Genomic DNA, 14,061 nt, shown 5'->3' with positions numbered 1-14,061 from the left:
CCATATTGCGCAAAAGCGCCGCGCGCCCAATTGATTTCGATCAACTCCGATCAGGTCGCCGCCTGCAGCAGCGTGCGGGTGTAGTCTGACTTCGGCCGCTCATAAAGTTCGTCGGCATCGCCGTATTCAATGATATCGCCGGCCTTCATCACCAGCACCTTGTGCGACATCGCCCGGACCACCTTGAGATCGTGGCTGATGAACAGATACGCCAGACCATATTTCTTTTGCAGGTCCCGCAGCAGGTCCACGATCTGTACCTGCACCGTCATATCGAGCGCGCTCGTGGGCTCGTCCAGCACCAGCAGCTTGGGCCGCAGCACCATGGCGCGCGCAATCGCGATGCGCTGACGCTGACCGCCCGAGAATTCATGCGGATAGCGGTCCATCGTCGCGGGGTCGAGGCCGACTTCGACCATCACCTCATGCACCAGCGCGCGCTGGTCCTGCCCCCGGTCGATGCCATGCACGCCCAGCCCTTCGGCGATGATCTGGAAACAGGTCATGCGCGGCGAGAGCGATCCGAACGGGTCCTGAAACACGATCTGCATTTCCGCGCGCAGGCGGCGGAGCTCGCGCGTGGACCATTTGCGCACGTTCTGATCCATGAAGGTGATCCCGCCCTCGGAGGCAATCAGCCGCATGATCCCCAGCGCCAGCGTGGTCTTGCCAGACCCCGATTCGCCGACGATCCCCAGCGTCTCACCGGAACGCACCGCAAGGGTCGCATCGTTCACCGCCTTAACGTAACCCACCGTGCGCCGCAGCAGCCCCTTCTGGATCGGGAACCAGACCTTGAGATGCTCGGTGCTGACAATCTCGCGCGCATCCGCCGGAATCGGATCGGGTTCGCCCTTGGGCTCCGCACTCAGCAATTTCTTGGTGTAAGCATGTTGGGGATTGTCGAAGATTTCCTTCGTCGGACCCTGCTCGACAATCTCGCCCCGCTGCATGACGCAAACGCGATCCGCGATGCGCCGCACGATGCCAAGGTCATGGGTGATGAACAGAAGCCCCATGCCTTCGCTGTCCTTCAGCTCTTTCAAAAGGTCGAGGATCTGCGCCTGTATCGTCACGTCCAGCGCCGTCGTCGGCTCATCCGCGATCAGCACGTCGGGCTTGTTCGCCAGCGCCATGGCGATCATCACGCGCTGCCGCTGCCCGCCCGACAACTGGTGCGGATAGGCACCCAGGCGGCTCTCCGCATCCTTGATGCCGACCTTGTCGAGCAACTCGAGGATACGCGCCCGCGCGGCCTCGCCCGCCAATCCCTGATGCAGGGCCAGACTCTCTGCCAACTGCTTCTCGATGGTGTGCAGCGGGTTGAGCGACGTCATCGGCTCCTGAAAGATAAAGCTGATGTCGTTGCCCCGCACCTTCCGCAGCATGTTCTCGTCCGCGCCGATCATCTGCTGCCCGTCGTAGGTGACGGACCCCGTGACCGTCGCGCTATCGCCCAGCAAGGACACGGTCGACAGTGCCAAGACCGACTTGCCCGAACCGGATTCACCCACCAGCGCGACCGTCTCGCCCCGCTCGACGGAGAAGCTCACGTTGCGCACCGCATGGGTGACCTTGCCGTCCTGCCGGAAGGATACCGACAGGTCTTTGACCTCCAATAATGCCGTCATTGAGACACCGCCCTGCCACCTGTGCCGATTTCTTCAAAGAAATCGGGCCGGAAATTTCGAAATTTCCGCGCGCTTCTCATGAGAACGTCTTTCTCGGATCAAACGCGTCGCGGATACCTTCGAAGATGAAGACCAGAAGCGACAGCATGATCGCGAAGGTGAAGAAGGCGGTGAACGCGAGCCACGGTGCCTGCAGGTTCTGCTTGGCCTGCAAGGTCAGCTCGCCCAGCGACGGCGCCGAGGACGGCAGGCCGAAACCCAGAAAGTCGAGGATCGCCAGCGTCGAGATCGTGCCGGTGATGATGAAGGGCAGCATCGTCAGCGTCGCCACCATGGCATTGGGCAGCATGTGGCGGAACATGATCGTCACGTTGCTGACGCCCAGCGCCCGCGCCGCGCGCACGTATTCAAGGTTCCGCGCCCGCAGAAATTCCGCGCGCACTACGCCCACGAGAGATGTCCAACTGAAGAGAACCAGCAGAATCACAAGCAGCCAGAAACTGCGCCCCAGGATCGCGAACATGATGATGATCACGTAAAGCGACGGGGTCGATGACCATATCTCGATGATCCGCTGGAATATCAGGTCGAGCCATCCCCCAAAGAACCCCTGCACCGCCCCCGCGATAATCCCGATCAGCGACGCCAGCCCCGTCACGATCAGCGTGAACAGGATCGACAGCCGGAAGCCATGGATCACCCGCGCCAGCACGTCCCGCTTGGTGCCGTCGGTCCCCAGCCAGTTCTGCTCGTTCGGTGGCAGGGGTGCGGCACCGGGGCGGTCCACGGCGGTGTTGTAGGAATACGGGATAATCGGCCAAACCGCCCAGCCCTTCTCGATCTCTTCGCCCTCGATCACACCGTCCTGGGCATCCTCGAGGTATCCTTCGGGATCGTCGAAACAGAGGTCCAGCCCACCCGTCGCAATCAGGCATTTCACTTCCGGGTCGCGATAAACGGCCTCGGTCTGGAAATCCCCGCCGAACTGCGTCTCGGGATAGAAGTTGAAGATCGGCATGTAATAGTCGCCGCGATACTGAACGAGGATCGGCTTGTCGTTCGCCACGAACTCGGCGAACAGCGAAATCCCGAACAGAACCGCGAAAATCCACAGCGACCAATAGGCCCGCTTGTTGCGCTTGAAGTTGCGCCAGCGGCGCTGGTTCAGCGGCGACAGCGCAAAGCGCCCGGGCCGCTCCGGCACCGGGGGCGGCGCATCCATACCGGGCGACTTCTGCGGCAGCGGATCGGTCTCGGCCACGCTGCTCATCCCTCCCTCCGCTCAAAGTCGATGCGCGGGTCGACCAGCACGTACATCAGGTCCGACAGGATTCCGACGACAAGGCCAATGAGGCCGAAGATAAACAGCGTGCCGAAGACAATCGGGTAGTCCCGCGCCACCGCAGCTTCGAAACCCAGCCGCCCCAGACCGTCGAGCGAAAAGATCGTCTCGATGATCAGCGAACCGCCAAAGAACACGCCGATGAACACCGCCGGAAAGCCCGCAATCACGATCAGCATCGCGTTGCGGAACACGTGGCCGTAAAGCACCTTGCGCTCCGACAGCCCCTTGGCGCGGGCGGTCATCACGTAGTGCTTCTTGATCTCGTCGAGAAAGCTGTTCTTGGTCAGCAGCGTCAGCGTGGCAAAGGCGCTGATGGTCGAGGCCAGCACCGGCAGCGTAATGTGCCAGAAGTAGTCGCCGATCTTGCCCAGCAGGCTCAGCTCTTCGAAATTGTCCGACGTGAGGCCGCGCAGCGGGAAAATCTGGTAGTACGACCCCCCCGCGAACAGCACCAGCAGCAGGATCGCGAACAGAAAGCCGGGGATCGCATAGGCCGCGATGATCGCGCCGGAGGTCCAGGTGTCAAAGCTGGAGCCATCCTTCACCGCCTTGCGGATGCCCAGCGGAATCGACACCGCGTAGGCGATCAGCGTCGACCAAAGCCCCAGCGTGATCGACACCGGCAGCTTTTCCTTGATCAGCTCGATCACCCCGATCGACCGGAAATAGCTCTCACCGAAGTCAAAGCGCATGTAGTTCCACATCATGTTGAGGAACCGCTCCACCGGCGGCTTGTCAAAGCCGAACTCGCGCTCCAGCTCTTCGATGAACTCCGGCGGCAGGCCGCGCGCGCCCACGTAGGTCTCGTTCCCGCCGGTGGTCACCTCGGTATCTGCCGCATCATTCCCGGTCCCGGCAAAACCGCCAAAGACGTCGCCGCCCCCCTGGATACGGGCAATCGCCTGTTCAACCGGGCCACCGGGCACGAATTGCACCAGCGCGAAGTTGATCAGCATGATCCCGAGCAATGTCGGAATGATCAGCAAAAGCCGTCGAAGGATGTAGGCGCCCATGGCTGGTTCTTACCTCAGAGCCCCGGCAGCCCGCAGTGCCTGCGCCTTTTCGTCGTTGTACCACCAGAAATCGAGGTAACCCAAAGCAAAGGGCGGGATCGTATCCGGGTGCTCGTACTGGTCGTAATAGGCAACCCAATGGCTGTCGTTGTACCAGACGGGTATCATGAAGAACTCATAGCGCAACGCCCGGTCCAGCGCCCGCAGCGTCGCCGTCTCCTGCTCCGAGGTCTCCGCGTTGAGCGAGGCGTCGATGATCGCATCGACCAGCGGGCTTGCCAGCCCTGCGGGGTTGAACAGCGAATACGCCGCATCCTCCGAGCCAAAGCGCTGAATCAGCCCCGTGCCGGTTCCAAGGAAAGACGCGTACTGGTCGAACACCAGATCGTAATCCCGATCCCGCTCCCGCAGCGTGTACTGGCTCGCATCCACCTTCTCCAGCACCGCTTCGATCCCCAGCGCGGTCAGGTTCGACATGAAGCTTTCGACGACAGCCGCCAGCGTCGCAGACCCGGCCGAGTTCAGCAGGAACGTCAGCTTCAGCGGCTCGCCAGCGGCATTGCGCCGCATGCCATCGTCGCCAACAGCCCAGCCCGCCTCGTCCAGCAGGCGCATCGCCTGCCGCGCATTGCGGCGGTCCAGCAGACGATCCGCGCTGGAGGTATGCGGCATCAGTGCTTCTTCGGTCAGAACCTCTGGCGGCACGAGGTCTCCCAGGGATTGCAGGAATTCAAGTTCCGCCCCTTCCGGCACGCCCACCGCCATCAGTTCGGTGTCCTGCGTAAAGGAGGCGCGCTGCTTGAACAGCCCATACTGCAGCGACTCGTTGGTCCATTCAAAGTTGAACGCCAGCGCCACCGCCTTCCGCACCCGCTTGTCTTTCAGCACGTCGCGGCCCAGGTTGAAAACGATCCCGTTGGGCGTCGGCGGTGCCCCGTCGGGCAGTTCCTTTTTCACGACGTAACCGTTCTCGACCTTGGGAAAGTCATAGGCCGTGGCCCACTGCTTGGAATTGCCCTCGTTGCGGAAGGTGTATTCCCCCGCCTTGAACGCCTCGAACGCCGAGTTTTCATCGCCGAAATACTCAATCCGGATGCGATCGAAATTGTTGCGCCCCTTGTTGAACGGCAGGTCATTGCCCCAGTAATCGGGGTTGCGCTTGTAGACGATGCGCCGGTTGACGTCGATTTCCTCGATCATGTAGGGGGCTGAACCCGGCGAAGTCTCGAGCCGGCTTTCGTCCAGCCGCGCACCGCTTTCCTCGTACCACTTCTTGGACCATGCAGGAACGCCACCCACCTGTTCGATCAGGCTGCGCCGCGACACGCCTTCGGCAAAGTAGAACTTGATGGTGTGATCGTCGATCACCTCGACTTTCGGGATCAGCCGCCGCACCGCCTGCGCGTAGGACTGCAGGCCCTGGTCCAGAAGCAGGTTGTGCGAAAACGCGATGTCATGTGCCGTCACCGGGTCGCCGGTCGAAAACCGCGCTTCGGGCCGCATGTAGAAGATCACCCATTCCTTGCCCGGCGGGTATTCCAGGCTCTCGCACAGCAGGCAGTAGTACTCCGCATAAACGTCAGCAGGCGCGGCTGCGTTCACGCCCTCGCCCAGCAGGCTTTCGAACATCACCGTCGACAGCGCCCCGCCGCGCCCCTTGCGGGTGTAGGGGTTCATTGAATCGAAGGTGCCCAGCGTCGACAGCGAAATCTCGCCCCCCTTCGGCGCGTCGGGGTTCACGTAGTCGAAATGGGGGTAGTCAGGCCCGTATGTCAAATCGCCATAGAAGGAGTACCCGTGGCTCTTGATCGTCTCTTCCTGCGCCCGCGCGGTCCCGGCCAGCATCACCGCCGCCGCCAGCACGATCAGCGCCAGCCAACTGGCCCAGGCTTTGACGGGAAGGGTTTCGCTTGCCGCACGCGGGGTGGCTTTTCTCATCGGGCACATCCTTTGCATCGCAAATCAGGTTTCGATTTCATGTAAGCTAAAGGCCCGCCCTGCCAAGATACAAGTTGCGAATATGTTATCTTGCGCGGACCACCCAACGAAAAAGGCCGCCAACGAGGGCGGCCTTTGTCCGTTATCCGTGCAGCTTACTGCGTGGTCTGCAAATAGGCGATCACATCCGCCTTGTCGCTTGCCTTGTTCAGACCGGCAAAACCCATGGATGTGCCAGGTGCCCAGCCCTTGGGGTTGTTCAGGAAACCCCAGAGGTTCTCAGGCGTCCAGTCACCCTCGATGCCGGACAGCGCGCCGGAATAGCCGAACCCGCCGACCGAAGCGATCTGGCGACCCACCACACCGTTCAGGTGAGGGCCAACGCCATCGGTACCATCGACCTTGTGGCAGGCAGAGCACTTGCGGAACACGCCTTCGCCCTTGCCGGGATCACCTGCGGCGACCAGCGCCAGCACGTCGACTTCCTCGGCGGGTGCCTCTTCTTCTGCCCCGGCCACTTCGATCACGTAGGACTGCTCACCGTGCATTTCGGCGTGGTAGATCTCTTCCGCTCCCCATTTGCCGAGCAAAAGGATCAGCCAGGCGCCAAACAGGCCGCCCGCGACTTTGGTGATGAACATGGTGTCGAACATTGATTGGGTCCGTCTGTAGTCTCTGAGGCTTTTTCAAGCGGGTATCTATTGCTTTCCCTTATTGCAAGCAAGGTGTAGTTACCGCGACCAAACGCCCGATGGGGACATTATTTCCAGGAAACGCAGCGATGTCCGACAAATCAACGCCCCGTATCGCCTTTCAGGGCGCGCTTGGGGCCTACAGCCACGAAGCCTGCCTTCAGGTCGATCCGGAGATGATTCCCGTCCCCTGCACCACCTTCGAAGGTACCATCCGTGCCGTGAAGGAAGGCCGTGCCGACCTGGCCATGCTCCCGGTCGAGAACACGACCTACGGCCGCGTCGCCGACATCCACCGCCTGCTGCCCGAAAGCGGGCTGCACATCATCGCCGAGGCTTTCGTGCGCGTGCGCATCGCGCTGATGGCGCGCCCCGGTGTGAAACTGGAAGACGTCAAGCACGTGCGCGCGCACATGGTGCTTCTGCCGCAGGCGCGCCGGTTCCTCGATGAACACGGCATCAGCTTCGAGGCCGCCGCCGACAGCGCCGGTGCCGCCGAGGAACTTGCATCCACCGAAGGTTCTGCCGAAGGCGTGCTGGCCAGCGAGGTCGCCGCCGACATCCACGGCCTGAACGTCCTTGCCCGCGATGTCGAGGATCTCGACCACAACACAACCCGCTTTCTGCTGATGGCGCCCGATCTCGACGACAGCCGCCGGGCGGAGAAGATGATCACCACCTTCGTATTCGAGGTCCGCAACATCCCCGCGGCGCTCTACAAGGCGATGGGCGGTTTCGCGACCAACGGCGTGAACATGACCAAGCTGGAAAGCTACATGGTCGGCGGCTCTTTCACCGCCACGCAGTTCTACGCCGATATTGAAGGCCACCCCGACGACCCGCCCGTCCGCCGCGCGCTGGAAGAGCTGCGCTATTTCACGCATGAGCTGGATATCCTTGGGGTCTACCCCGCGCATCCCGACCGGGGCTAAAACGCGCGCCTAGAAATCCGCGTTTTTCATCCGTCCCGCCGGACAAACCCGTCGGGCATGGCGCTCTTCCATGTTCCGCGCATGTTCCGCCACGCGCAGCTTGAACTTCTTCGTCAGCGAATTCTTCGCGAGTTTCAGCGACTGAACCAGCAGCCGCGCCGACAGGTTGAGCGGCTTGACCTCAAGCTCCACTCTGACCCGCGTGCGGTTGCGCGACAGCGCAATCAGCTCGAACCGCGTGGTGCCCAGCATCCCTGGCGAGGTGCTTTCGAGGACGATCTCGTTCGGACGGTCGAAGATGACCATCTCCAGCTCAAGCTGCCTTGGCTTGCCCCGCATTTCGAAAGCCGCGCGCCAGGTCATGCCAACGCCGGGCTCCGTCATCGCATCGACACGGCGGACGTCGGCCCCGCGCCGCATGGCAGAGCGTTCGAATGTCTCGAAATCGCAGAACATCTCGAACACCTTTTCTATCGGTGCCTCGATGTCCTCGTTTGTGGAAAACTTCATCCCCCCACCCGCCAGACCCGCACGTCCAATTGGCCGTTAACCTTTGTTAACGGATCCTCGCGTCAATCCAAAGTGTCTGCAAGCCAATTTTCTAGCAAAAAGTGTGCGATGGCCCCCTTACGTGCGGGCAACATGGAAGGGTGATTGCCCGCAAAGACCTCCATCATCTCTTCTCGGCTGACCCAGACCGCGTCCTCGATCTCCACCGGATCAATGTCGATGTCTTTGCTCAGCGCTTCACCCCGGCAGCCGAACATCAGGGATGCGGGGAAGGGCCAGGGCTGGCTGGCCAGGTAATCCACAGCCCCCACGCGCACCCCCGCTTCCTCAAAGACCTCGCGGCGCACGGCAGCCTCCAGCGTTTCCCCGGGCTCGATGAAACCGGCCAGCAGCGAATACATTCCCCGCGGCCACCCTGGCGACCGCCCCATCAGGACCGAATTGCCATGTGTGATCAGCATGATCACCACCGGGTCGGTGCGCGGGAAATGCCCTGCCTTGCAGGCCGGGCATTTGCGCTGCCAGCCCGCCTGCACGATTTCCGTCGGTGCCCCGCAGCAGGCACAAAAGCCGTGGCTCTGATGCCAGCCGAGGATCGCCTTCCCGGTCGCCGCCAGCTCCGCGTCCCGCGCGTTCAGCCATGTCATCACCCGCCGCAATTCGGCGAAGACCATCTCCCCGTCCAGCGCCGGATGCCGCTGCTCGCTTGGGTCGAGGAAGCCACCGAGCGTGCTGTCGTCGAGGTCATCCGGCGTCCAGCCCGAGATGTCGAAGGCAAAGCGCGCCGCACCGTCCTCGCGCCCTAAAAGGATGGGTTCTTCTCTGGCCTCGGCCAGAACGGGATGATCCATCGGCAAACGCACCAGCGACGCCGGGCGCTCCCGGTCGATCAGCGGTTTGCCGCGCCAGAACACGATGGCCCGGGTGTCCGCGGCCCGCCGCGCGAATTCCACGACCGAAGGGTTGTCCCGGATTTCCCCCACGCGGTCCAATGCGGAGCCGCCGAATGTCACCTTTTCTGCATGACGCATGAACCTGCCCCTCCGAAACTCTTCCCGGTCTCTGCATATGCCGCCCCGCCCCGTTGCACAATCCACCGCTATGGGCTAAGAGTACGATCAATGGTTGCAGATTTTAAAAAGTAAAACCTCTAAGGTTGCAGTCCCGATATGCGCGACACCTGGCAGACCCCGAAGGACTCCTCGGTGGCCCCGACCAGCCAGTCTAGGCCGTTCATGGGGCAGCGGCGATGGGCTTGCGGGTGCTCGCCACCACCGACATTCACATGCAGCTTCTGGGCTTCAACTACGTTCTCGACCGGCCCTCTGCCTCGCCCGGGCTCGCAGGTCTGGCGACACTGATCGGCAATGCACGGAAAGAGGCGGCAGCAGCCCAGATGGCCTGCATCCTGATCGACAACGGCGATTTGCTGCAGGGATCGGAGCTTGATACAGCCTTGACCGAACATCCGGTGAGCGCATCGCATCCCATCGTCGCCTGTCTTTCGCACCTCGGCTATGATACGATCGGCCTTGGGAACCACGATCTGGATCACGGTCTGGACTATCTGGGTGCCGTCGCGGCGACCCTGCCCATGCCTGTCGTTGCGACCAACCTCTCCATCAGGAACGGCGGCGCGATCCGCAGCCGCGCCCTTCTCGAAGTACCGCGCCTCGGGAGCGCGAAAGACACGGCCCGCGCACCGCGCATCGGCATCCTGTCTGTCCTGCCGGAAGCCACCGCGATCTGGAACCAGGAACACCTGCGTGGCAAGGCCACCGTTCTGCCCGCCAAGGAAAGCCTCGAAAGGGAGATCGCCGCCCTGCGCACAGATGGCGCCGATATCGTGGTGCTGCTGGCCCACATGGGCATCGAAGGGCCGGAAAGCGCCGAAAGCTACACGGACGATGCCCGCAGCCTTCTTTCCGTCCCCGGCATCGACGCGGTGATTTCGGGCCACACCCATCGGAGGCTGCCCGGCGACGATCACACCGGCTATCGCGATGTCGATACCGTGCGCGGCATGCTGGGGACACGCCCCGCCGTCATGCCCGGCTTCAACGCCTCCGATCTTGCGGTTATCGACCTCAGCCTGAGCTGGCAGCGGGACGGGGGCTGGCGGGTGACAGAGCACGAAACCGCCCTGCGCCGAAACTGGAACAATACCTTGCCCGACCCGGCGATCCTGCGGTTCTGCGAAACGGCGCACCTTCAGACCCGCGCGGCACTTGCGCAGCCCTGCGGCCACAATGGCCAGACGATCCACAACTTCTTTTCGCTCGCCGTGCCGACCACGACCTGCGCGCTGGTCGCCTGTGCCAAGCACCGGTTGATCTCGCGGGGCCTCGAGGGACGGCCGGAGGCGGCGTTGCCCCTGCTCGCCACTGCCGCCGCCCATACAGCAGGGGGGCGCGGCGGGCCCGGGCATTTCCTGCACCTGCCACCCGGTCCGATTTTTCGCAGGCATCTTGCCGCACTCAGCCCCTACGCCAACGTGATCTGCGCGCTGGCTGTCAGCGGCGCAGACTTGCGCCACTGGCTTGAGAACAGCGCAAGCGTTTTTCAGCAGCTCCAGCCAGGGGACAACGATCAGCCGCTGCTGCAGCCGCAAAGGCCCGCCTTTGACTTCGACACGATTTTTGGGATCGACTACACCATCGACCCGACACAGCGGCGCGGCCAGCGGATCGGTTCAATACGTTACAAGGGCGTCCCGGTTGCGGACCGCGACAAATTTATTCTGGCGACCAATGTCTTCCGGGCGGCGGGCGGCGGCGGCGGATGGCGGTATGCAGAAGGCGATGTTGTCTTGCGCAGCAACACGGGGCTCGAGACCGCGCTCACCGGACTGCTGGCCGGCAATGGCTTTCCATTTGCCCTCTCCGCAAAACCTTGGCGCTTTAGCTGCGCTCAAACGGTCAAGGCGGTGATCCGCAGCGCGCCCGACAGCCTCAAATACCTGCGCGAGATCAACCATCTCTCGCCGCAGCCGCTTGGCACGGATGCCGAAGGCTTCACCCGCATCCGCCTGACCCTCTGACGCTTGCGCTCGGCTGCTGGTCCGCCTATATGGACGGTGAGAGGTTGGTGCGGGCAGGCGCCTCGCCAACCCGGTCAGGTCCGGAAGGAAGCAGCCGTAACGAGTCCCGCTTGGGTCGTTATCAATCTCTCACCTTTACGCCGCAAAGTTGGCGTCTACCCTCACCCCAGCATCGTGTCCCAGATCGCCGGGCGAAGGCGCCGATATGTCCGATCCCTGCAAGCCCGAATTGTTCCGGGTCGATAACCTCGACCTCCTCGGCTGACTTCCCGAAGTTCGCCGCGTGGCGCTGGACACATTGCGGTGGAATGAGATCATCGTCGGCAAAGGCGATCATCCGCACATTCTCCCGCGTGCCGCGCCAGTCGACGGCGGGCAGGCTCTTGCCTGCCTCTCCGCCAAAGGTATCCCGCGAGGTGCACCACCGCCGCCACTGCCAGTAGACCGGCGCGGGCAGGTCGGACCCAAGCCCCAGCGCCCTGCCGGGCACATATCCAAGGACGGTGGCGGCCAGCGGACCGGCGCCGAACCAGAACATCAGCGCCAGCGCCCGGTAGGGCCAGGGATGATCCGCGTGATGCACATTCCCGGATGCCACCGTGATCACCCGCGCGATCTCCTCGGTCCCCGCCTGCAATGGCAGCGTCATGCCACCCAGCGAATGCCCCATCACCCAAAGCGGCAGGTCGGGAAACAGACCGCGCATCTTCGCCCGCGCGGCCTCCTGATCGGCGATGCCCCAGTCGCTCATCCTCGCCTGCGACCTGCGGACCGGCTCCATGGCGGAGCGTTCCATGTCGCGGTAATCGAACGTCAGCACCGCCAGGCCGTGCGCCTGCGCGGCGTGCTCGGCGAAATGCCTGTAATACTCCTGCGGCACCCCGGTCGCGCCATTCAGCACCATGGCGGCCCGTGCCTGCCCCCGCGGAAGATAGAGCTGCCCGACCAGCGTCGCGCCGTCTTGGGTCTTGAAGACCTCCGCCTTCTTCAACCGACAGGATCTGAGTTCTTTCATGGCCAACCCTTTCTCAGGCGATTCCTAGACCGATCAGTCTAGTCATCTTCATGACTGGACCAATCGGTCTATTCCTGTCAAGGTCTGTTTCATGAACAACCGCACCCTCTCGACCAAGGATCGGCTGATCCGCGCCGCCGCGAACCTCTTTCGCGTGCACGGCTACCACGGCGTCGGCCTCAACGACCTGCTGGCCGAGGCGAAGGCGCCGAAAGGGTCGCTCTACCATCACTTCCCCAAGGGAAAACCGGACCTTGCCCGCGCCGCGGCCATCTGGGCGTCGGACCGGATGCTCAACCTCATCGCCGAGAGTTTCGAGAACGCGACCACCTTCGAGGAAGGCGTGACGACCCTCTGCCACAAGCTTGCGAAACTATTCGATCTTTCCGGCAATTGGGACGGATGCCCCATTGCGGCAATCCTCTTCGAGGGACCGGAAAACGAAGAATTCCGCGCCGATGCCCAGCGGCTCTACGACGGCTGGATCACCGAAGGGGCGGAACAGGCCGAACGGCTCGGAGAGACGCCCGAGGTCGCGCGGGAAAAGTCGGAACGGATGTTCATCCTGATCCAGGGCGGCTGGACCCTCGCCCGTGCGCGCCGTTCCTCCGACGTGCTGCGCGAATTGCCCCTCTTGTTCGAGCCGGTCAAAGCCGGTTAGCGGCAAAGGTATCGCACTGCCCCACCGCGCCCGTCTCGAACCCTCGCGCGAACCAGCGTTCGCGTTGGTCCGATGTGCCGTGTGTAAAGGTATGCGGCTGCGGCACCCGGCCCGCCTGCCGCTGCAGGTAATCGTCGCCGATCTTGCGCGCCGCGTTCAGCGCCTCCTGCAGATCGCCCCGCTCCAGCAGGCCCTCGACGTTGCGCGCCCAGACACCCGACAGGCAGTCCGCCATCAGCTCAAGCCGCACGGTCAGCGCATTGGCTTCGACCTCGCTTGACTGCTGGCGCGCGGCGTTGACCTTGGGCAGGATGCCCAGTTCGTTCTGGACGTGATGCGCGACCTCGTGCGCGATCACGTAAGCAGCGGCGAAATCGCCCCCCGCGCCCATCCGCTCGTCCAGCAGGTTGAAGAAGGCGGTGTCGAGATAGGCCTTGCTGTCCGCCGGACAGTAGAACGGCCCTGTCGCCCCGGAGGCCCCGCCACAGGGGCTTTGCGTCACGCCCGAGAACACCACCAGCTTCGGCGGCACATACTCACGCCCCAACTGCTCACGGAACACATTCGTCCAGACATCCTCCGTCGTGGCCAGAACCTGTGCGGAGAATTGCGTCGCCCGGCTGTCCGCCTCGCTGACCGGCGCGCTTTGCTGGCTCTGGGACGCAGTCTGCTGCAACAGCGGGCTCACGTCGATCCCGGTGAAATAGCCCACCGCCAGCACCACGATCAGCCCGACGATCCCGATCCCCCCGGCCCGGCCGCCGCGCCCGCCCCGGCGCACTTCCACGTTCTTGCTGCGCCTGATCCCTCTGAGCCGCATGGTTGATCCCCCCTGTTGCCCCGCTACTTTCAATCGAAGCGGCAGCACAGACAAGGGCACAATGACCGACAGCAACAAATTGGCCGAAGACCGTACCGACTGGGCCGAAGACCGGACGATCATGGCTAACGAACGTACCTTCGCGGGCTGGATGCGTACCGGCATGGCCTCGGTCGCGCTTGCCGTCGGTCTGCGCGCTGTTTTCGGCGCGTTTGAGCCGACATGGGCTGCCAAGGCCATTGCCACCGTGTTCATCGTGCTGGCCGTCTACATCTTCTGGGCCGCGCAGGAAGCCGCCTGCAAGACGCTCGCCCGGCTCAACGACAACGAGGCCCATGCCCAACCTAGGAACCGCATGCGAATCCTTTCGGTGGCCTTCGCCGCCGGTGCCGTGGCGGTGGGCGCGATCCTCTGGGCGCTCTGAACCGGTTGCGGCACCCAGCCGCCCGTCCTACCCTGCGCAT

13 protein-coding genes and 1 other RNA gene are annotated in these 14,061 nt (G+C 63.2%); 5 read left to right on the top strand and 9 right to left on the bottom strand.

Features of this window, described 5'->3' with window-relative positions; genetic code table 11:
- Positions 1-50 precede the first annotated feature (50 nt).
- The 5 genes from AB2B41_RS01840 to AB2B41_RS01820 form a co-directional block, all read right to left on the bottom strand.
- Positions 51-1,631 carry an ABC transporter ATP-binding protein gene (locus tag AB2B41_RS01840; RefSeq protein ID WP_367876031.1) on the bottom strand — a complete coding sequence of 527 codons (1,581 nt, stop codon included), beginning with the start codon at positions 1,629-1,631 and terminating at the stop codon, positions 51-53.
- 76 nt (positions 1,632-1,707) lie between these two features.
- Complete coding sequence (locus AB2B41_RS01835; protein WP_367876169.1) at positions 1,708-2,853, bottom strand: ABC transporter permease; 1,146 nt, start codon at positions 2,851-2,853, stop codon at positions 1,708-1,710.
- A 44-nt stretch (positions 2,854-2,897) separates the two neighbouring features.
- Positions 2,898-3,989, bottom strand: a complete 1,092-nt coding sequence (locus tag AB2B41_RS01830; protein WP_367876030.1) for a microcin C ABC transporter permease YejB — start codon at positions 3,987-3,989, stop codon at positions 2,898-2,900.
- Positions 3,990-3,998: 9 nt separating this feature from the next.
- The gene (locus tag AB2B41_RS01825; protein ID WP_367876168.1) at positions 3,999-5,834 is read right to left on the bottom strand and encodes an extracellular solute-binding protein; all 1,836 of its coding nucleotides are present in this window, start codon (positions 5,832-5,834) and stop codon (positions 3,999-4,001) included.
- Between the two features lie 248 nt (positions 5,835-6,082).
- On the bottom strand, positions 6,083-6,580 hold the full coding sequence (locus tag AB2B41_RS01820; RefSeq protein ID WP_367876029.1) for a c-type cytochrome: 498 nt from the start codon (positions 6,578-6,580) through the stop codon (positions 6,083-6,085).
- A gap of 128 nt (positions 6,581-6,708) precedes the next feature.
- Between AB2B41_RS01820 and AB2B41_RS01815 the strand changes: the two genes are divergently transcribed.
- Positions 6,709-7,551 (top strand): prephenate dehydratase, encoded by an 843-nt coding sequence (locus AB2B41_RS01815; RefSeq protein ID WP_367876028.1) that lies wholly within the window; start codon positions 6,709-6,711, stop codon positions 7,549-7,551.
- 9 nt (positions 7,552-7,560) lie between these two features.
- Here AB2B41_RS01815 and AB2B41_RS01810 read toward each other — a convergent pair whose 3' ends face one another.
- Together AB2B41_RS01810 and nudC are read right to left on the bottom strand one after the other, a co-directional pair.
- A complete protein-coding gene (locus tag AB2B41_RS01810; RefSeq protein ID WP_367876027.1) occupies positions 7,561-8,061 on the bottom strand; it encodes an SRPBCC family protein in 501 nt (166 codons plus the stop codon).
- Positions 8,062-8,123: 62 nt separating this feature from the next.
- Positions 8,124-9,092: an NAD(+) diphosphatase gene (gene nudC, locus AB2B41_RS01805; protein WP_367876026.1), complete on the bottom strand. Its 969-nt coding sequence runs from the start codon at positions 9,090-9,092 to the stop codon at positions 8,124-8,126.
- A 218-nt stretch (positions 9,093-9,310) separates the two neighbouring features.
- On the opposite strand from nudC, the gene AB2B41_RS01800 reads away from it, so the two are divergent.
- Together AB2B41_RS01800 and ffs are read left to right on the top strand one after the other, a co-directional pair.
- Positions 9,311-11,101, top strand: a complete 1,791-nt coding sequence (locus AB2B41_RS01800) for a 5'-nucleotidase C-terminal domain-containing protein (protein WP_367876025.1) — start codon at positions 9,311-9,313, stop codon at positions 11,099-11,101.
- Positions 11,102-11,138: 37 nt separating this feature from the next.
- Positions 11,139-11,236, top strand: an RNA gene (gene ffs, locus AB2B41_RS01795) — signal recognition particle sRNA small type.
- On the opposite strand, the gene AB2B41_RS01790 is transcribed toward ffs, so the two are convergent.
- Positions 11,223-12,116: an alpha/beta hydrolase family protein gene (locus tag AB2B41_RS01790; protein ID WP_367876024.1), complete on the bottom strand. Its 894-nt coding sequence runs from the start codon at positions 12,114-12,116 to the stop codon at positions 11,223-11,225. The genes ffs and AB2B41_RS01790 overlap by 14 nt on opposite strands.
- A 91-nt stretch (positions 12,117-12,207) precedes the next feature.
- On the opposite strand from AB2B41_RS01790, the gene AB2B41_RS01785 reads away from it, so the two are divergent.
- Complete coding sequence (locus tag AB2B41_RS01785) at positions 12,208-12,777, top strand: TetR/AcrR family transcriptional regulator (RefSeq protein ID WP_367876023.1); 570 nt, start codon at positions 12,208-12,210, stop codon at positions 12,775-12,777.
- Here the strand turns inward: AB2B41_RS01785 and ypfJ are convergent.
- Positions 12,764-13,597: a KPN_02809 family neutral zinc metallopeptidase gene (gene ypfJ / locus AB2B41_RS01780; RefSeq protein WP_367876022.1), complete on the bottom strand. Its 834-nt coding sequence runs from the start codon at positions 13,595-13,597 to the stop codon at positions 12,764-12,766. The two genes, AB2B41_RS01785 and ypfJ, sit on opposite strands and share 14 nt — an antisense overlap.
- A 61-nt stretch (positions 13,598-13,658) precedes the next feature.
- On the opposite strand from ypfJ, the gene AB2B41_RS01775 reads away from it, so the two are divergent.
- Entirely contained in the window at positions 13,659-14,021 is a 363-nt protein-coding gene (locus AB2B41_RS01775) for a DUF202 domain-containing protein (RefSeq protein WP_367876021.1), read from the top strand.
- Positions 14,022-14,061 lie beyond the last annotated feature (40 nt).

This window comes from Sulfitobacter sediminis, from assembly GCF_040811725.1.
Lineage (GTDB): Bacteria > Pseudomonadota > Alphaproteobacteria > Rhodobacterales > Rhodobacteraceae > Sulfitobacter > Sulfitobacter sediminis.
The sequence above is the reverse complement of the archived record's forward strand: the minus strand, read 5'-3'. Positions and strand labels throughout refer to the sequence as shown.